Source organism: Pseudoalteromonas sp., from assembly GCF_036960685.1.
Taxonomy (GTDB): domain Bacteria; phylum Pseudomonadota; class Gammaproteobacteria; order Enterobacterales; family Alteromonadaceae; genus Pseudoalteromonas.
Map to the genome: position 1 here is coordinate 1 of NZ_JBALXK010000002.1, position 18,849 is coordinate 18,849.

Sequence of the window (18,849 nt, forward strand, 5' to 3'; positions counted from 1 at the left end):
CCCTGTCGCTGTACGCGCAGCTAAGCAATTAATTAACGATGTGGCAGGTCATGATATTAATGGTCAAATCATTAATTTAACCGCCGAGCGAATTGCAGAAATTCGCGTATCTGAAGAAGGCCAAGAAGGCTTAACTGCCTTTTTTGAAAAGCGCCCACCAAATTGGCAGAAATAGGGATCACCATGAGCACACAATCATTACAAAAAATTCTTATTGCTAACCGTGGTGAAATTGCCTGTCGGGTAATGCGCACTGCCAAGCAAATGGGTTTAACAACTGTCGCTGTCTACTCAGACGCCGATAAGCACGCACAACACGTAAAGTTAGCTGACGAAGCCTACCATATTGGCGCAGCACCGAGTAAAGACTCCTACTTAGTCGCAGATAAAATTCTTAACGTGGCGCTGTATGCCGGTGTTGATTGTATTCACCCAGGCTATGGTTTTTTATCTGAAAACAGTGAATTTGCCAAAGCGTGTGAACAAAACAACATTGCTTTTATTGGTCCACCAGCGACAAGTATTGAAGCCATGGGCTCTAAGACCCGTGCCAAAGAGATCATGGCAGCAGCCAATGTGCCTTTAGTACCGGGTTACTATGGTGACAAACAAGATCCTGCTTTTTTACAAGCTGAAGCAGAAAAAATTGGTTACCCAGTGCTTATCAAAGCGGCCTTTGGCGGTGGCGGTAAAGGCATGCGTATTGTAGAACATGCGAAAGACTTTATTAGTGCACTACAAGGCGCTCAGCGTGAAGCCATAGCAGGGTTTGGCAATGACTTAGTGCTGCTTGAGCGCTACGTAAATAAACCTCGTCACGTTGAAGTACAAGTATTTGCTGATAACCATGGTAATTGCGTTTATTTAGGCGACCGTGACTGTTCGTTGCAGCGCCGTCATCAAAAAGTAATTGAAGAAGCACCAGCTCCAGGCTTGAGCGATGCATTACGCCAAGAAATGGGTGAAGCTGCTGTACGTTGTGCCCTTGCAATCAACTATCGCGGTGCTGGTACCGTTGAGTTTTTATTATGTGGCGATGAGTTCTTCTTTATGGAAATGAACACGCGTTTACAGGTAGAGCATCCAGTAACTGAAATGGTCACCGGCGTTGACTTAGTTAATTGGCAAATAAATATTGCTGCAGGTCAGCCATTGCCTCTTAAGCAAAGTGATATTCAATTACATGGCCATAGTTTTGAAGCCCGTATTTACGCCGAAGATCCAAGTAATGACTTTATCCCTTGCTCTGGCACGATTAATGGCTTGTATATACCAGCTCAATCAGAGTATGTACGTATTGATACCGGTGTAATGCAAGGGGATGAAATTAGCCCGTTTTACGATCCCATGATCGCAAAACTTATTGTTCACGATGAAAACCGTGAACAAGCCTTAGCCCGTTTAAGTACTGCACTTGAGAAATTTCATTTAGCGGGCTTTAGCTGTAACGTGAGCTTTTTACATACACTTGCTAATCACCCTACCTTTAAACTAGGAGCGCCTGATACCCACTTTATCGAAGAGCAAGGTGATGCCTTAATCAAAGTTGATCAAAAGCACCGTGATATTAGCCAAGTTATTGCTGCTTTTAGCTATGTAACCTCACTAAATCAGCAGGATAAATGCTCTGCATGGGATAATTTAGCCGGTTTTAAACTAAATAGTGCAACCACCATCACAGTCCCTTTTGCAGAGCAGCATCTACTTGCTACAGCAACTGCCGAAGGGTTTATTATTCACGTTGATGAAGTTGACTATACAACCTCTGGCGACATTGAAAATAAACTTTGTAGTGTATTTATAAATGGTGAGAAACACACATCCCACGTAGATACGTGTGATAACACCATTACAGTGATGTATAAAGCGCTACAAAGCCGTTATGAGATTGTTGATAAGCACTATGTCAGCGAACACGAAAGTGATGCACTGCCACTTGCAGCCCCGCTCAATGGTACTGTTGTTAAGCATTTAGTGGATGTAGGTAGTCAAATTACTAAAGGTGATGCCGTGGTGATCATCGAAGCGATGAAAATGGAATATACACTCACCGCCCCACATGATGGCGTACTGCAAAGTTATTGTTTTGCTGAAGGTGAACTGGTAAGTCATGGCGCACTGCTTGCGATAGTCACTGATGAGAGCAAAGCTGATGAGTAATGCAATGACAAACCAATTCCCAAGTCATGTACGGATTGTTGAAGTGGGTGCCCGTGATGGCTTACAAAACGAAAGCGCAGTGAGCACTCAAAGCAAGATTGCGCTTATTAATGCACTTGCCGCTGCCGGTATCAAAGATATTGAAGCAGGTGCCTTTGTCTCGCCCAAATGGGTGCCACAAATGGCCGATTCAAATGAAGTAATTAGCGCACTTGAGTTGCCTGATTGCAATCTAACCGCCCTCACCCCCAATTTAAAAGGGGCAGAAGCAGCACATGCGGTGGGTATTAAAGAATTTGCTATTTTCACCGCAGCCAGCGAATCGTTTTGCCAAAAAAATATCAACTGCTCAATTGAAGAAAGTATTGCCCGTTTTACTGACGTAATGGCATTTGCTAAAGCACATAACATTCGTGTTCGTGGTTATGTAAGCTGCGTTTTAGGTTGCCCTTACGAAGGTGATATTGACCCTCAGGCAGTGCTGGCGGTAACAGAAAAGTTATTAGCACTTGGCTGTTATGAAATTAGCCTTGGCGACACAATTGGTGTGGGCACTGCAAAAAAAGTCGATCAGCTACTAGACTTACTGCTTACTCATATTGATAAGTCATTGTTAGCGGTTCACTTTCACGACACTTATGGGCAAGCGCTCACAAATATTTACACAGCCCTAAAACGAGGTATAGCAACGGTTGACAGTGCAGTTGCAGGCCTTGGCGGTTGCCCTTATGCCAAGGGTGCGTCAGGAAATGTTGCCACTGAAGATGTGGTTTACTTACTACAAGGGCTTGGCATTAAGCATGGAATTGATTTAGAAAGACTGGCTAAGGCTGGTTGGGCTATTTGTAGTGCATTAAACAAACAACCCGTAAGCAAGGTTTCCCTTGCCCTTAAAAATCAAGCTGCTGAGCAATAACAGCAGTTATACACATAATTATAAGGAGTGGGCCCATGGCCGGTTTCGATAAAGTAGTTTCAAGTTATGAAGCTGCAATGGAAGGTTTAAAAGATGGCGATACCATTATCGCTGGTGGCTTTGGTTTATGCGGTATCCCGGAGGGGTTAATTAGCGAGATCAAACGTAAACAAACCAAAGATCTCACTGTGGTATCAAATAACTGTGGTGTTGATGACTTTGGTTTAGGGATTTTATTACACGACAAACAAATTAAAAAAATCATTGCCTCGTATGTCGGTGAAAACGCTCTCTTTGAACAACAATTATTAAGTGGTGAAATTGACGTGGTGCTAACCCCACAAGGTACCTTAGCTGAAAAAATGCGCGCTGGCGGTGCTGGCATTCCTGCGTTTTATACTGCGACAGGTTACGGCACACCGGTTGCTGAGGGTAAAGAAGTTAAAGAGTTTGATGGCCGCCCGTATATTCTAGAAGAATCAATCACTGGCGAGTTTGCTATTGTAAAAGCGTGGAAAGCCGACCGTTACGGTAATTTAGTGTTTCGACACACGGCGATGAACTTCAACCCAATGGCTGCAACTGCGGGTAAAATTACCGTTGCTGAAGTTGAAGAAATTGTTGAACCAGGCGAACTTGAGCCAAGCCAAATTCATACCCCAGGTATTTTTGTTAATCGCGTTATCAAAGGCAGCTTTGAAAAACGCATTGAACGCGTCACCACCAGCGATTAGGAGCAACATCATGGCATTATCACGTGAACAAGTCGCAATGCGTGTTGCGCAAGAATTACAAGACGGTTACTACGTAAATTTGGGGATTGGTATTCCTACCCTCGTTGCTAACTATGTACCTGATGGTATTGAAGTAATGTTACAGTCTGAAAATGGCTTATTAGGCATGGGGCCATACCCTACTAAAGCTGAGCTTGACGCCGATATGATCAACGCGGGTAAAGAAACCGTGACAGCAGCCACTGGTGCAGCCATATTTAATAGTGCAGATAGTTTTGCAATGATCCGCGGTGGTCATGTAGACTTAACAGTCTTAGGTGCATTTGAAGTTGACCAGAACGGCAACATCGCATCGTGGATGATCCCAAAAAAGCTGATCAAAGGCATGGGCGGCGCGATGGACCTTGTCGCTGGCGCTAAGAATATAATTGTTACTATGACTCACGCTAGTAAGCATGGTGACTCAAAATTACTTGAAAGTTGCTCTTTACCGTTAACTGGTGTTAACTGTGTAAAGAAAATAGTAACGGATTTAGCCGTGTTAGAAGTTAAAGACGGCGCATTTCATCTGCTAGAGCGCGCACCTGGCGTATCAGTGGACGAAATCATAAGTAAAACGGCAGGAAAATTGCTTGTTAATGGTGATGTTCCAGAGATGGTGTTTTAACTTTACCACTCATTCACCTTGTACCGACCTCATTCCCAGTGCCAATGGCGCTGAGTTACCCAAAATCCCTCGCAAGAGGGATTTTTTTTCGCCATTTAACTGCACCAAATTACAGCAAAACATTTTTTTGTGCCCCATAACTGTGATTTGTACTACAATTGGATAACTCAGCTAGTTGTTGTAGACAAAAAGTCAAAGCAACGATTAACCTGATAACTAATATCACACAAATTAAATAACCCTAAATTGGTTATTTTTTAATTATAAATGCAGAAAATAGCTATGTTGCAAACTAATTTTGCTAATGTCTCGCAAGTTGGGATAGTTATTGCTTTACTAACGTTATTGAGAATTACTAACATCGATTATGCAAACACCTATTAGAGGATTACGTTCTTTTTGTTTTGCGGCAAGAACGTTAAGCTTTAAAGAAGCCGCTAACTTACTTTACCTTACGCCTTCGGCTGTTAGTCACCAAATCAAGCAGCTAGAAGAGCAGTTAGGTATTGAGCTATTCGAACGCCAAACTCGCTCTATCAATTTAACTGCCGCGGGTAAAAACTTTTATGATTCTGTGTCACCGCTGATCAAAGCGCTTGAAAAAACCATCACTGAATTTAGTCAGTTGCAAGAGAATGTCACTATCAGTATTACTTTACCTGAGTTTTTTGCCAGTGAACTATTGATGCCAAAACTCAGTGAGTGGACCACCGAGCACCCGAAAACCAATTTACAACTTAATACCATGAAAACCCGTAAAGAATTGGCCATTAACAGTGATTTATCGATTGTGTTATCGTCGTCAAAACCACTTGAAGGCGTGGTTCACGAGCTGTTCTCTTTACAATACTCTCCAGCGTGTAATAAAGAAAACTGGCAGCAATGGCATGAAAATCCCCATGAAGCGTTACAACAAGTACCGCTGATTTTACATAAAGCCCGTCCTTGGGCATGGCACCAATGGGCTGAACATGTAGGCCTTGATGACTTTTCACCTAAACAAATCATCCAAATTGATAGCATGTTTGGTGTCGCCCGAGCAGCCCAACAGGGCATGGGAATAGCCCTAATTCCGCTACCAATTAGTCAAACTTGGTTTGATGAAAGCTGGCTATTTAACTTCACCGAAGAACCATTAGTGACTAAAGACAAATATTACTTAGTGCAACATGAGCCGAGCGAAACCAACGCCTCACTTGAACTATTTATAAAGTGGTTACTCGATACCTTTAAACACCTCAAATAAAGCCTATCGCTAGGCTTTTCTTTTAACTAATTTATTCCTCCATCCCTTTAATCTTGAAACGTTTCTTCAATATTGCTATTTCATGACTAGAACGTGATAAAAACTGATTAAATTGCAAAATAATTTCAGGGTGCTTAATACTCGACAAATAAAAGTTTTGTGCATCAACCTTTAGGTGGTTTTGAAAATAAATTGTTGCATCAGCAAACTCTTTACTTAATTGATACTGTAAAACATCATGTGATATATAAATACAATCGACTCTTTTTAAAATTAATAAGCTGATTAACTCACTCGTATCGGCTGTTTCAACTACTTCAATTTCCTTTTTATCAAAATAAGATTTATAGCTTTGTGATGTGAAGCCTCTTACTTTTGCAAAACTCAAACATTCTGACAATTCAATGCTTTTTTTCAGGCTCGCAATGCCCGTCACGGTTGTTAAAATTTTATTAGAGTAAGTCACCGGTTTTATTTCAGCGTATTTTTTCTTATAAGCTTGATGCCACTGAGGATTATCGGGGTATTTGAAATCAATATAATCTTGAACGATAAAATCTTTGTAAAGTCTGTTTATTGGTAATGAATAAAAATCAAATTTATAACCATAATTATGAGCAAACAATTTTAATAATTGCTCACTAAATCCGTAATAATTACTGCCTTGCTGGTCACTGCCATCATAGTATGGTAGATATTCTATGTTTTCGACACCAATCATTAAAGGCGTAGCCGTTCTAGCTACCACTACTTTGGACTGTAAAGTTATTACAAAAAGCAATAACCACTTTAATTTAATCTTATTCACTACCAAATCTTTTTATCCTTTGTTGTATAAACTTAGAACATAACAACACAATTAACTAGCTCTCTAGCTATATTTAGTCATTACGAGCAACAAAGTCTAACACCGTCGCATTAATACAATAACGGTCTTCCCCCTTTGGACCTTCACCTGGGAATAAATGTCCTAAATGAATACCGGTAGACTTAGACTTAATTTCGATACGCTGCATACCATAACTATTATCTTCATGCATGGTCACACTATTACCTATTGGGTGAGTAAATGACAGCCAACCAGTGCCCGATTTAAAGCGATCACGAGTATCAAATAACGCCACACCACTGAGCTTATCTATAAAAATACCATCGGGCGTATTTTTGAATATATCGTATTGCTTACAAAATGGGCTATCTGTTCTGGCATTAAATGCCACCGAGTAAGCCTCAGTATCACCTAACTTAAAAGCGCCTAGTGCTTTATAAAATTCAGCTGCTGAAACATAGCCTTGACGGCCATACACCTCTTTGCCATCTTCTAAAAACAAGATGGTTGGCGTTGCCCACGTTGGCGTTTTAATCGTTAAACCGTCAAGTTGATCGGCCTTACGATAAGTTAACGCAATACTGCCTTTGTACTCGTTACTAACCTCTTTTTTAAACTTTTCACAGTACGGGCAGTAATCACGTGAATCAATCACAACGATCTGTTTCCCTGCTAGTAATGCCGTATTGTCGATTGCATCTTCGGTAACTTTTTCAAATACCACGCCAGTTGAATGATCAGGGCAATAACCATTTGGATTTTTGACTAAATAGTCTTGATGGTATTCCTCTGCTGGAAAAAACTCAGTCAGCGGTTTAACGATAGTTTGAATTTCTCCAAACCCAGCTGCGGTTAGTTTACTTTGATATTGCGCTCGTAATTTTTCAACCACTTCTGCTTGCTCTGTAGTGGTGGTTAAAATAATTGAACGATATTGAGTGCCGATATCATTACCTTGGCGATTCTTTTGGGTTGGATCATGACTTTCAAAATAATTTTTCAATAATGTTGCGGCGCTGATAATATTGCTGTTGAAAGTGACTTGAACGACTTCAGCGTAATTGTTCTCATCGAAGCGGCGTGATTGTTTAGTTATATTGCGGTAAGTTGCTTTGAACCCTTTACCATCTGCATAACCAGATTCTGCATCAATCACACCATTTAATGCTTCATAACGTTTTTCAGCGCCCCAAAAGCAACCTGAGCCTAATACAATCGTTTCTAAATGCATAGTTGCTTGCACATCAGTACCTTTATCACTTTCAAGCGACAGCGCATAACTTGCCGCGCTGAACAAAACGCTACAAGTGGCTAATTTAAGCCAATTATTTGATGTCATCATTGTCCTACCTCACTCTATTAATTGCTTCATTTTAGTAGACCTTAGCGCTGATACTATTATTTCATCGGTTAGCATTATTTTATCGCTCAATATCGCAGCTTTACCGAATTCGACTTAACCTGCGAACCCAAATAAGGTAAAAAGGCTTTTATTTAATATAGGTTAAACAATGAAGACGCTTTTCAATCTATCGGCACTGGCACTTGCTGTAACAATGAGTACGAACACGCAGGCCGCAGAGTTTAGTTTTACTAACAAAATTGATGACAATGCCCATGCATTAGTGCTGTTTTATGCTCAAGATGGCAATAATAAGCAGTTCAAATCTGTTAATAAAACACTAAACAACCAATTACAGCGTGCAATTGAAAGTAATGATTTTAGTGGCAAATACGCCAGTGTTGTTGAAGTATTAGCCCCTCACAACAGTGACTATAACCGTGTGCTTATCGTGGGCACTGGCGAGCAAGAAAAACTTGATAAAGCGTTAATGGCAAAGTTAGGTGGCAATATTCACGCACAATTACTTGCCAATAAAACCGCCACTGCAACGGTGGCTATTGATGAAGTAAACGGTGTAAATAGTAATAGCATTTTAGCCGCTAATTTTGCTCATGGTGCAAATTTGCGTGATCACCGCTTTGAAAAATACAAACAAAAACCAAATACAGAAACAATTAGTTATAGTGTTGATGTTGAAAACGCTAAGCAAACACAGCGCGCATACTCACAACTTGAAAGTATTCAGGCGGGTGTATTTTTAGCCCGCGACCTTACCTCAGAAGTTGCCACCGAAATGACCCCTGTAGATTTTGCTAATGCAGCAAAAGAGTTGGAGTCTTTAGGTGTTGAAATCACCATTTTAGAACCGCAGCAATTGAAAGAGCTGGGTATGGGTGCGCTTGAAGCTGTTGGTCGTGGTAGCCAACAAGGCGCGCGTTTAGTGGTTGCACATTACAAAGGTTCAAACGACACCCCTATTGCACTAGTTGGCAAAGGGATCACCTTTGATTCAGGTGGCTACAGTTTAAAAACTGGCGCATCGATTGCGCGGATGAAATCTGATATGGCAGGCGCTGCAGCCGTACTTGGTACAGTTAAAGCTATGGCATTAGCAAAAGCAGATAAAAATGTAGTGGCTGTAATGGGCATGGCTGCCAACATGGTGTCGCAGTTTGCAGTCGCACCTGGCGATGTAGTACGCACAGCAGAAGGTTTGAGCGTTGAGATTGTAAACACCGACGCAGAAGGTCGTTTAGTGCTAAGCGATGCAATGTGGTATGCCAGAGAACACTTTAAACCACAAATAATGATTGATGTTGCAACCCTTACTGGCTCTAAAATTAAAGCTGTGGGCAATGACTATGCAGCCGTATTCTCTGACGATGACACTTTAATAGAACAATTAACTTTAGCTGGTAAGCAAGTTAATGAAAACCTATGGCGCTTACCTTTAGGCTATAAAGACACATTATCATCGGATATTGCTGATCTTAAAAACTTAGGTTCAAGTGGCCCAGGCGCAACGACTGCGGCAAGCTTTTTACAACACTTTGCAGGTGATACTCGTTGGGTTCATATCGATATCGCTGGGAATGCATTAGCGAGCAAAGGTAAGGATGAAATATCAGCCGGCGGTACTGGCTATGGTGTTCGTCTCTTAAGTGAGTGGCTTTTGAGCAACTAAACTACATTACTACGCATAAGCCGCAATCTGCGTGCTTATGCGTAGCTTCTGTTTGTCTGCAAACAATTAAAATCCGTAAATCTAATCGCATTGCTGTAAACATTTAATACTGAGTGTGCTAGTTTGGGATGATTAAGAATTAATAAAAAATAATCATCAATGAACTCACAAGCAACCGTGTCTGTTGCAATACTCAGTAGCAATAGTCTGTATTTAGATGCAACACATTTAAGCGAAGACAGCTTAATTATTCAAAAGAAGATCTGGGCTTTGGTGAGCAAATGCAAACAGAGTAAAGCCTTTATTGATATCGTACCGGCAATGAACTCACTTAGCGTTTATTTGCTCAATACTGAAGAGCTCAGCCACTGGCAAGCCACCTTAGCAACTTGGTGGGACGAAATAAATGCACAAAACTATCAAGGTGCACATCATAAAATACTCACCCACTACGGCGGTGATCACGGCCCTGATCTTGATTATGTTGCCGATGTGCATGGCCTTACGCCAAAACAAGTGATTGAATTACACAGCAGTGCCCATTACCAAGTGCTGTTTTTAGGTTTTCAACCTGGTTTTGTCTACCTGCATGGTTTAACAGCGCAATTACATACACCGCGCAGAGCAAACCCGCGTACACACGTTGCTAAAGGTTCTGTTGCGATTGGTGCAGGTCAAACCGGTATCTACCCTGCTGACTCTCCCGGCGGTTGGCACATTATTGGCCACACTGATTTTACTTTATTTAACTGCCACGCTAATCCACCCAGTGTTATTCAACCTGGCGATACATTGCAATTTGTTTGTCAGGAGTCTACATCATGATCACGGTACTAAAACCCGGTTTATTAATGACTATTCAGGATAAAGGCCGAACAGGCTTTCGTCATTTAGGTGTTGCACAATCAGGGGCCATAGACAGTTACGCTATGACCATAGCAAACCGCCTGCTCGATAACGATGATAACGACGCCGTTATTGAAATAACATTAGGACTGGCTCAACTGCAATTTAATTGCGATACCCAGATTGCGCTGATGGGCGCCGATATGAAAGCCAAATTGGATGACACACCAGTTTACCCAGGTTGGACATACACCATTAAACAAGGCCAAACACTGACGTTTGCTGCGGCTAGAAATGGCTTTAGAGCTTACTTAGCTGTTAAGGGGGGCATTAACTGTGAACGCGTTATGAATTCTCGAGCGACCGATTTAGCAGCAGGCTTTGGCGGTACAACTGGCGCAGCACTCAAAGAAAACGATACCATTGCGATTACGCCATATTCGCAAAACTGGCCAAAACTGGGGGCAATATCCCCACCAAAGCGTAATGTAATTCGTATCCACCCAAGTATTCATACCCAGCTACTTGGTCAAGCTACGCTAGATGAGTTTTGTGCCAAAACCTGGCAAGTAACCCCGCAAAGTAATCGCATGGGGGTAAGATTGCAGGTAAAAAATAACCAATTAGCGCACTCGCACTCGTTGCCGTCTTTAGCAGTCAGTCCAGGTTCAATTCAGTTACCACCCAATGGTGAGCCAATCGTTTTGTTAAATGATGGCCAAACGACCGGTGGCTACCCATTACTTGGCACCGTAATTAGTGCCGATCTTTATCATTTTGCGCAGCTAAAACCAGGCGACAGTATCAACTTTAGTTATGTCGATTTAACAACTGCGAATGCCGCACAGGCCAAGCTAGATGCGCATTTACAGCAACTTGCTATTGCCCTTAAGAATAAGCATTAGATTTAAATAGACATAATTCGCTTTAAAATGCACTTACCATGCTATAAAGGGTCAAATGCTGGCGCCTTCATACTGTTGGCGGTTGATAGTTTTTTAATCTATATGGAGATTTTTAATGACTAAACTGACATCAAGTATGCCCTGTGTATTGATCACCGGCTTTGCCCCATTTGCAGGGGAATCGATTAACCCCTCTTGGCAAGCTGTCAGCAAGTTGGACGACAATTTAATAGCAAAACATCGCGTTATCGCTTTAGAATTGCCGTGTGAATTTAATCGTTCATTAGCCCTTCTGTACCAAGCAATAGAGCAGCATCACCCCGTCTTGGTACTGTGTGTTGGCCAAGCTGGTGGGCGCAGCGAAATTAGCATTGAACGTATTGCTATTAATATTGATGATGCGCGCATTAAAGATAATGCCGGTAACCAACCAATTGATACGCCAGTCATCGCAGACGCGCCTGCAGCTTATTTTGCAAACCTACCCATTAAGCGCATGTTGCTGGCATTACATCAAGGTGAGATCCCGGCTGTTATATCAAATACCGCGGGGACCTATGTCTGTAATCATGTGATGTATGGACTGTTGCACCATATTAACCAACACGAACCACATATCAAAGGCGGCTTCATTCATATTCCGTATTTACCCAGCCAAGCATTGCACCACAATGGCGCACCCAGTATGAGCGAAGACACCGTGCTAAGTGCTTTAAAAGTGCTGATCAACGAAGCGATCAGTACAAAACTGGATACAAAAGTAGCAGCTGGCACCACGCACCGATCAATTTGGTGCACGCATGCTCGCGTTGGTGCATAAATTATTCTGAAAATATTGTAAAAGCTATGTGACTTAGTTAATTATTTCTGTTAAAACAAGTGTGAATAGTTAGGTATTTTAGGCCTAACTAACACACATGATAGGAATGAGGAGTTACTATGTGTTCAATTTTTGGTGTATTAGATATAAAATCTGATCCCGCTCAGTTGCGTACTCAAGCAATTGAAATGTCAAAATTATTACGTCACCGTGGGCCTGATTGGTCTGGCGTATATTCATCTGAAAAAGCGATTTTAGTGCATGAGCGCTTAGCCATTGTTGGCGTTTCAAGCGGCGCACAACCTTTATATAACCCAGAAAAAACACATATTTTAGCGGTTAACGGCGAAATTTATAACCACAAAGAGCTAGCGGCTAATTTAGAGACTGATTTTACCTTCCAAACACAATCAGATTGTGAAGTGATCTTAGCGTTGTACAAACAAAAAGGCCCTGAGTTTTTAGACGACCTAAACGGTATTTTTGCTTTTTGTTTATACGATGAAGAGCAAGATGCTTATTTAATTGGCCGCGACCATATAGGTATTATTCCACTTTATACCGGTCACGATGAGCACGGTAACTTTTATGTTGCCTCAGAATTAAAAGCGCTGTCACCTATTTGTAAACACATTGAAGAATTCCCGCCGGGGCATTTTTTATGGAGCAAAGATGGTGAGCTACGTCCTTATTACGCTCGTGATTGGCAAAGCTTTGCAGCAGTTAAAGACAATGATGCCAAAGCGCAAGACGTAAAAGAAGCACTCGAAGCTGCTGTTAAACGCCAGCTAATGTGCGACGTCCCTTATGGCGTATTACTTTCAGGTGGTTTAGATTCATCGGTTATTTCAGCAATCACGCAACGCTTTGCCGCTAAACGCATTGAAGATAATGATGAAAGTGATGCGTGGTGGCCAAAACTGCATTCTTTCTCGGTTGGTCTTGAGGGTTCACCTGATTTAGCCGCAGCGCAAAAAGTAGCCGATATGATAGGCACTGTTCATCACCCTATCCACTTTACTATTCAAGAAGGCATTGATGCGCTTCGCGAAGTGATTTATCACATTGAAACCTACGATGTGACAACCATTCGTGCTTCAACACCGATGTATTTAATGGCCCGTCAAATTAAAGCCATGGGTATTAAAATGGTACTCTCCGGCGAAGGCGCCGATGAATTATTTGGCGGCTACTTATATTTCCATAAAGCCCCTAATGCACAAGAATTCCATGAAGAGCTAAATCGTAAAGTGTCTAAACTGCACATGTTTGATTGTTTACGTGCCAATAAGTCAATGGCTGCATGGGGTGTTGAAGCCCGTGTACCGTTCCTTGATAAAGAGTTTGTAGATGTGGCAATGCGTATTAATCCTGAAGGGAAAATGTGTGGCAATGGTAAAATTGAAAAACATATTTTACGTGAAGGTTTTGAAGGCTACTTACCGGATGAAGTACTTTGGCGTCAGAAAGAGCAATTCTCTGATGGCGTTGGCTACAGCTGGATCGACACATTAAAAGAATACGTTGCAGAGCAAGTAAGTGACCAAGATTTAGAGAATGCAAAATTTAAGTATCCAATCAACACACCGGATTCTAAAGAGGCGTATTTTTATCGCAGCATTTTTGAATCACACTTCCCAGGCGATGCGCCAGCGAAATGTGTACCGCATGGTAAATCAGTTGCCTGCTCAACGCCTGAAGCACTTTTATGGGATGCATCATTTCAAAATAATGCTGATCCATCGGGTCGCGCTGCGGGTATCCATAACGATGCCTATAAGCAAAAGTAATAAGTTTACGCAATTATTACCTAGATACCTGCATAAAGCCCCGCGCTTTGTGCAGGTGTTTGCTGAACAAACTGTTTTTGATAATCCTCCCCACAATAAAGGCTCATCGGCACTGATCGTTATTTATAAATCTGGCTTAAGCCGTTTTATGATGCAGCATATCGCAAGCCATACTCATCACAGCGCCACTGTATTTTTGAAACAAACTGAAATTAAAAGCCCCAGCTGCAGTATCCGCTGGTTTAACCAACACAATGAAATAAAGCGTTGTGGACACGGTACCCTAGCAGCTGCTTTGTATTTAAAAAAATATCAAGGTAACCCACCTCGTCAATTTTATTCATTAACGGGTGAAATTTTTAAAATACAAACCAGTATTAATAACTTACAGCTTGAGATCACGGCCATAAACAGCGAAAAAATTGCCCCTGTGCACGCCATCGAAATGGCGATTAAAGCGCCGATCCTGCAAAGCTATTCAACAACCAGTAAACATGGGTATACCACTGTTTTAATTAATACTGAGCATCCACTTAAAGAGCTTAATGTTAGAGTGAAAGAATTAACAGACTACCCCAATGCTGTTATTGTGCTTCAGCAAAATCCCCATAACGGCTGCTTCTCATTTCGATATTTTGCTCCTTACTATGGCATAGCAGAAGATCAGGCAACTGGATCTGCGTTAAGTGTGCTTGCGCCGCTTATTAAACAGCTAAACACAGAATATAAAGGCGTACTTTTTCAAGCATCTGTAAACGGCGCTGTAATAAATTACCAATTAAAAAAACAATCTGTGAGACTTTATTAACCTTTTAGCAAGGGCGCAATAAACACAGTGCAAAGTAATCATTATCATCACACCAAGTATGTTCTAACTTCAAGTTCGCCTGTTTTGCTAAAAGCTCAAAGGCCGTTAATGTATATTTATGTGAATTTTCGGTATGGATGCTTTCGCCTTGTTTAAAATTCACTTCAACATTATTTATAAAAATGCGTTGCGCGCAGTTACTGACAAGATGCATTTCAATCCTGCTTTGTTGTTCATTAAAGCGAGATTGATGAGTGAAATTATCCAGTTCAAATGTCCCATTTAGCTCTTTATTGATACGCAATAACATGTTTTTATTAAATGAAGCCGTAATACCCGCTTTATCATCGTAAGCATTAAGAAGCACTTGGCGGTCTTTAACTAAATCGATACCAATCAGAACATAGCCGTTGATGCCACATAAGCGGTGGAAGTTTTGCAAAATTTCAATAGCCTGAACGGGTGCAAAGTTACCCAATGTAGAGCCAGGAAAATAAACTAGGTTTGTTTGATCCACCAATGCAGATTTTTTTGCCAATTGCTTAACCATCTGACTGTGTGTGAAATCCCCCAACAGTGGCGAGATAACCAGCTCAGGAAAAAGCGGCGATAAGTGTGCTAAGGAATAATTGAGCATCTCTTTGGAGATTTCAAAAGGAACAAAGGTTTTTACATTGACTAAATGAGCAAGCAAATAAGCCACCTTTTTTCCAGATCCACAGCCCGGCTCGATGATCGAGATATCTTGTGGTAATAATTGAGCAATCGCATGAGAATACTTATCTAAAATACTCAGCTCAGTACGTGTGACATAATATTCACTAACGCTGGTGATTTGCTCAAACAATGCAGCCCCTCTATCATCATAGAAATATTTACACGATAGAGACTTTTGGTGCTGCGTTAAGCCATTTAAAACATCATTTAAAAATTGCTGATCTAAAACGTTTTTATTTGCTACCGCTGTAAGGTGACTCATTCGCTATCCCTCGCTAGTCTTATACTACTTTGCATCCACGCTTGATGTGGATAATAAAAATTTCGATATGTGGTGCGTAAATGATTGCTTGGTGTAAATTGACAACCACCACGCAGTACCATTTGATTACTCATAAACTTGCCATTGTATTCACCTGCGACACCACTGATAGGTTTGAAGCCGGGATAAGGCAAATAAGCACTGTTTGTCCACTGCCAGCCACTATCACTTAGTTGTAGGAGTGTATCGGGTTGTTGAGCCGCGTATTCCCACTCGAACTCTGTCGGCAGCCTTGAATTTACAAAATTTGCATAAGCACATGCTTCATAGTAATTCACATGAGTAACAGCAGCGTTTAAATCCAGCGGCTGTAAGCCATTTAAAGTAAACTCAAACCACTCTGCGTTTATAAAATGCCAATACAAAGGCTGTGTTAGTTGCTCTTTTTGAATATAGTTCCAGCCGTCACTTAACCAATGTATGGGTTGTTGATAGCCCTGTTGATTAATAAATTCGAGGTATTCACCGTTAGTCACTAATCGATTTGCTAAACTGAAAGGGTGCATCAACACTGAATGATTTGGCCGCTCGTTGTCATAAGAAAAGTGCTCATCTAGTGCTGCCCCTACAGTGATAATAGACTCTTTAAATTGCACAAATTCGAGTGGTGTTGATACCTTGTTCGCGGTTGCTACCGCAGGTTGGTGATAAGCTGGCAACAAGGGATTAAATGAAAAGTTATATTTAATATCCATTAACATCAGCTCTTGGTGCTGCTGCTCATGATTAATGCCAAGTTCAACAATCTCTTCTAAGCCATTATCACTTGTCAGCAATTCAGCCATTGCTTGGTCAACATACCGACGGTACTCAAGTACTGATTCTAAACTTGGTCGTGATAAAGTCCCCCGATAAGCTCGGCTAAACTGCTCTCCAACACCATTGTAATAAGAGTTAAATAGCACCTTAAATTCGGCATTAAAAATACAGTAGTTAGTAAGGTGCGGTACTAATAAGAAAGTTTCAAAGAACCATGTGGTGTGCGCCAGGTGCCATTTCATAGGGCTTACATCTGGCATTGCTTGAAGCTGGCAATCTTCAACGCTGAGGTTGCTAATTAATTGCTCTGAATCCCGCCTTACTTTATTAAAGTTACGCAAAAGCGTTTGGTTATCCTTTGCTATCATATTATCCCTCACAAACTAGCTGTATTAACTATAGTTTAAGTTTAGTTAAAAGGCATTTAAGTGACACTTAGATGAAATATTAATTAGAGTTGGATATTAAATTAGTGATTATTGCTTATTTTTCCTCATCATCATGACAGCACCAAAACGATCCTGTAAGCTATTCATTACCGTAATGGCTATAATTCAGCGGTTTACGAATAATCTAGGTTTACATTTTGACGATTACTTCTACACTTTAGCATATTACTAAGTGCTATTTTTAGTTTGTCTACGAAGTAATAATCCTGTTCGGGATCGCTGCTCAAACCATTAAAACAAACGGAAATTTAACAAAAGAGGCTTATTCATGAGTGATAATCATGACAAATATAGTATTGATAATACGGACTATACGGTAGGCCAGGATAATATTCAGAAATGGGGATTTGATGTACATAATCCAGTTTTTGGTACCAGTGCTGGCTTAGTTTTAATTTTTTTAATCGCAGTGTTAATTAGTGATCCTGACTCAGCAAAAGCAATGCTAGACGGGATAAAATTCGACATCATTAATACATTTGATAGCTTTTTGATGTGGTCCGCTAATATTTTTTTATTGTTCTGTATCGGTTTAATTTTCTCACCTTACGGGAAAATTAGATTAGGTGGTGTAAGCGCGCGCCCTACTCATTCACGTCTTTCATGGATGGCAATGCTGTTTGCTGCGGGTATGGGTATAGGTTTAATGTTCTGGGGGGTTGCAGAGCCAGTCGCCTACTACACCGGTTGGTATGAAACGCCACTCAATGTCACACCTAATACGCCTGAAGCTGCAAAACTTGCCATGGGCGCGACCATGTTTCACTGGGGACTACACCCTTGGGCTATTTATGCCGTTGTTGCTTTGTCATTGGCCTTTTTTACATATAATAAAGGTTTACCGCTTTCAATTCGCTCTATTTTTTATCCTATTTTAGGTGATAGAACATGGGGTTGGCCAGGTCACGTTATTGATATTTTAGCAGTACTGGCGACGTTATTTGGTTTAGCAACTTCCCTCGGCTTAGGTGCGCAACAAGCCTCAGCGGGTATAGACCATGTATTTGGTATTGAATCCGGTGTTGGTTTACAAATCATAGTCATTTCCGTCGTCACCTTATTAGCGATTATTTCGGTAGTACGCGGTATTGATGGCGGCGTAAAGCTACTCAGTAATATTAATATGTTGATTGCCTTTGCCTTGCTAATGTTCGTTTTATTAGTTGGCTTTGCAGCGTCTGTAGGAAACATTCCAACCACAGTAATGGGCTATGTTGAAAACATTATTCCGTTAAGTAACCCGCATGGTCGCGAAGATGAAACCTGGATGCACGGTTGGACTGTGTTCTACTGGGCTTGGTGGATCTCTTGGTCTCCATTTGTTGGTATGTTTATCGCACGTGTATCTGAGGGGCGTACTATCCGTGAGTTTTTAATTGCGGTATTGCTTATTCCAACTATGGTCACGATACTGTGGATGTCAATTTATGGCGGTATTGCAATTGATCAAGTCATTAATGGGGTTGGTAAACTTGGTACCGAAGGATTAACGCAAGTACCACTGGCGATGTTTGAAATGTTTGATGAATTACCAATGGCTAAATTACTGTCATTCACTGCGGTTGTTCTAGTATTGGTATTCTTTATTACCTCGTCAGATTCAGGGTCATTAGTTATTGATTCGATCACTGCCGGTGGTAAAGTTGATGCGCCAGTACCACAACGCATTTTTTGGGCGACGGTTGAAGGCGCCATAGCAGCAACACTACTTTGGGTAGGTGGAACGAAAGCAATGGAGGCACTGCAAGCCGGTGCCGTGTCCACAGGCTTACCATTCACGATTGTACTACTAATGATGTGTGTAAGCTTACTGTTAGGACTTAGAACCGAACCAAGAAGCTAAACACAGTTA

General features: G+C 41.3%; 16 protein-coding genes and 1 pseudogene. 13 read left to right on the forward strand and 4 right to left on the reverse strand.

From position 1 onward, the window contains the following. From V7783_RS02185 to V7783_RS02210, 6 genes and pseudogenes are all read left to right on the forward strand, one after another. Positions 1 to 175, forward strand: a pseudogene (locus tag V7783_RS02185) (gamma-carboxygeranoyl-CoA hydratase); the annotation flags it as partial. 8 nt (positions 176 to 183) lie between these two features. Continuing rightward, positions 184 to 2,160 carry an acetyl/propionyl/methylcrotonyl-CoA carboxylase subunit alpha gene (locus V7783_RS02190; RefSeq protein WP_335677338.1) on the forward strand — a complete coding sequence of 659 codons (1,977 nt, stop codon included), beginning with the start codon at positions 184 to 186 and terminating at the stop codon, positions 2,158 to 2,160. Positions 2,161 to 2,164: 4 nt separating this feature from the next. Beyond that, positions 2,165 to 3,076 (forward strand): hydroxymethylglutaryl-CoA lyase, encoded by a 912-nt coding sequence (locus V7783_RS02195; RefSeq protein WP_335677339.1) that lies wholly within the window; start codon positions 2,165 to 2,167, stop codon positions 3,074 to 3,076. A gap of 35 nt (positions 3,077 to 3,111) precedes the next feature. Further along, the gene (locus V7783_RS02200; protein WP_335677340.1) at positions 3,112 to 3,810 is read left to right on the forward strand and encodes a CoA transferase subunit A; all 699 of its coding nucleotides are present in this window, start codon (positions 3,112 to 3,114) and stop codon (positions 3,808 to 3,810) included. A 10-nt stretch (positions 3,811 to 3,820) separates the two neighbouring features. Next, entirely contained in the window at positions 3,821 to 4,477 is a 657-nt protein-coding gene (locus V7783_RS02205; protein ID WP_335677341.1) for a CoA transferase subunit B, read from the forward strand. Positions 4,478 to 4,844: 367 nt separating this feature from the next. Continuing rightward, complete coding sequence (locus tag V7783_RS02210; protein WP_335677342.1) at positions 4,845 to 5,723, forward strand: LysR family transcriptional regulator; 879 nt, start codon at positions 4,845 to 4,847, stop codon at positions 5,721 to 5,723. Between the two features lie 31 nt (positions 5,724 to 5,754). On the opposite strand, the gene V7783_RS02215 is transcribed toward V7783_RS02210, so the two are convergent. Further along, positions 5,755 to 6,531 (reverse strand): amino acid ABC transporter substrate-binding protein, encoded by a 777-nt coding sequence (locus V7783_RS02215; RefSeq protein WP_335677343.1) that lies wholly within the window; start codon positions 6,529 to 6,531, stop codon positions 5,755 to 5,757. A 73-nt stretch (positions 6,532 to 6,604) separates the two neighbouring features. Further along, complete coding sequence (gene msrA / locus V7783_RS02220; protein ID WP_335677344.1) at positions 6,605 to 7,894, reverse strand: peptide-methionine (S)-S-oxide reductase MsrA; 1,290 nt, start codon at positions 7,892 to 7,894, stop codon at positions 6,605 to 6,607. 169 nt (positions 7,895 to 8,063) lie between these two features. On the opposite strand from msrA, the gene V7783_RS02225 reads away from it, so the two are divergent. The 6 genes from V7783_RS02225 (at position 8,064) to V7783_RS02250 (ending at position 14,750) form a co-directional block, all read left to right on the forward strand. After that, positions 8,064 to 9,581, forward strand: a complete 1,518-nt coding sequence (locus tag V7783_RS02225; protein ID WP_335677345.1) for a leucyl aminopeptidase — start codon at positions 8,064 to 8,066, stop codon at positions 9,579 to 9,581. Positions 9,582 to 9,740: 159 nt separating this feature from the next. Next, on the forward strand, positions 9,741 to 10,406 hold the full coding sequence (gene pxpB / locus V7783_RS02230) for a 5-oxoprolinase subunit PxpB (RefSeq protein ID WP_335677346.1): 666 nt from the start codon (positions 9,741 to 9,743) through the stop codon (positions 10,404 to 10,406). Beyond that, positions 10,403 to 11,332, forward strand: a complete 930-nt coding sequence (locus tag V7783_RS02235) for a biotin-dependent carboxyltransferase family protein (protein WP_335677347.1) — start codon at positions 10,403 to 10,405, stop codon at positions 11,330 to 11,332. Before pxpB ends, V7783_RS02235 begins: the two co-directional genes overlap by 4 nt. A gap of 115 nt (positions 11,333 to 11,447) precedes the next feature. Next, on the forward strand, positions 11,448 to 12,152 hold the full coding sequence (gene pcp, locus V7783_RS02240) for a pyroglutamyl-peptidase I (RefSeq protein WP_335677348.1): 705 nt from the start codon (positions 11,448 to 11,450) through the stop codon (positions 12,150 to 12,152). 119 nt (positions 12,153 to 12,271) lie between these two features. After that, the gene (gene asnB, locus V7783_RS02245; protein WP_192542180.1) at positions 12,272 to 13,942 is read left to right on the forward strand and encodes an asparagine synthase B; all 1,671 of its coding nucleotides are present in this window, start codon (positions 12,272 to 12,274) and stop codon (positions 13,940 to 13,942) included. After that, complete coding sequence (locus V7783_RS02250) at positions 13,923 to 14,750, forward strand: PhzF family phenazine biosynthesis protein (RefSeq protein ID WP_335677349.1); 828 nt, start codon at positions 13,923 to 13,925, stop codon at positions 14,748 to 14,750. Before asnB ends, V7783_RS02250 begins: the two co-directional genes overlap by 20 nt. A 4-nt stretch (positions 14,751 to 14,754) precedes the next feature. Here the strand turns inward: V7783_RS02250 and egtD are convergent, their stop codons facing one another. Together egtD and egtB are read right to left on the reverse strand one after the other, a co-directional pair. Beyond that, entirely contained in the window at positions 14,755 to 15,729 is a 975-nt protein-coding gene (egtD, locus tag V7783_RS02255; RefSeq protein ID WP_335677350.1) for an L-histidine N(alpha)-methyltransferase, read from the reverse strand. Beyond that, entirely contained in the window at positions 15,726 to 16,928 is a 1,203-nt protein-coding gene (gene egtB / locus V7783_RS02260; protein ID WP_442961338.1) for an ergothioneine biosynthesis protein EgtB, read from the reverse strand. Before egtB ends, egtD begins: the two co-directional genes overlap by 4 nt. Before the next feature lie 337 nt (positions 16,929 to 17,265). Here egtB and V7783_RS02265 point away from each other — a divergent pair, with 337 nt between their 5' ends. Then, entirely contained in the window at positions 17,266 to 18,840 is a 1,575-nt protein-coding gene (locus V7783_RS02265; RefSeq protein ID WP_335677352.1) for a BCCT family transporter, read from the forward strand. Positions 18,841 to 18,849: the final 9 nt, after the last annotated feature.

Coding starts and splice junctions, on each gene's coding strand:
- V7783_RS02190 (WP_335677338.1), top strand. CDS start 184: ATGAGCACACAATCATTACAAAAAATTCTTATTGCTAACCGTGGTGAA.
- V7783_RS02195 (WP_335677339.1), top strand. CDS start 2,165: ATGACAAACCAATTCCCAAGTCATGTACGGATTGTTGAAGTGGGTGCC.
- V7783_RS02200 (WP_335677340.1), top strand. CDS start 3,112: ATGGCCGGTTTCGATAAAGTAGTTTCAAGTTATGAAGCTGCAATGGAA.
- V7783_RS02205 (WP_335677341.1), top strand. CDS start 3,821: ATGGCATTATCACGTGAACAAGTCGCAATGCGTGTTGCGCAAGAATTA.
- V7783_RS02210 (WP_335677342.1), top strand. CDS start 4,845: ATGCAAACACCTATTAGAGGATTACGTTCTTTTTGTTTTGCGGCAAGA.
- msrA (WP_335677344.1), bottom strand. CDS start 7,894: ATGATGACATCAAATAATTGGCTTAAATTAGCCACTTGTAGCGTTTTG.
- V7783_RS02225 (WP_335677345.1), top strand. CDS start 8,064: ATGAAGACGCTTTTCAATCTATCGGCACTGGCACTTGCTGTAACAATG.
- pxpB (WP_335677346.1), top strand. CDS start 9,741: ATGAACTCACAAGCAACCGTGTCTGTTGCAATACTCAGTAGCAATAGT.
- V7783_RS02235 (WP_335677347.1), top strand. CDS start 10,403: ATGATCACGGTACTAAAACCCGGTTTATTAATGACTATTCAGGATAAA.
- pcp (WP_335677348.1), top strand. CDS start 11,448: ATGACTAAACTGACATCAAGTATGCCCTGTGTATTGATCACCGGCTTT.
- asnB (WP_192542180.1), top strand. CDS start 12,272: ATGTGTTCAATTTTTGGTGTATTAGATATAAAATCTGATCCCGCTCAG.
- V7783_RS02250 (WP_335677349.1), top strand. CDS start 13,923: ATGCCTATAAGCAAAAGTAATAAGTTTACGCAATTATTACCTAGATAC.
- egtD (WP_335677350.1), bottom strand. CDS start 15,729: ATGAGTCACCTTACAGCGGTAGCAAATAAAAACGTTTTAGATCAGCAA.
- V7783_RS02265 (WP_335677352.1), top strand. CDS start 17,266: ATGAGTGATAATCATGACAAATATAGTATTGATAATACGGACTATACG.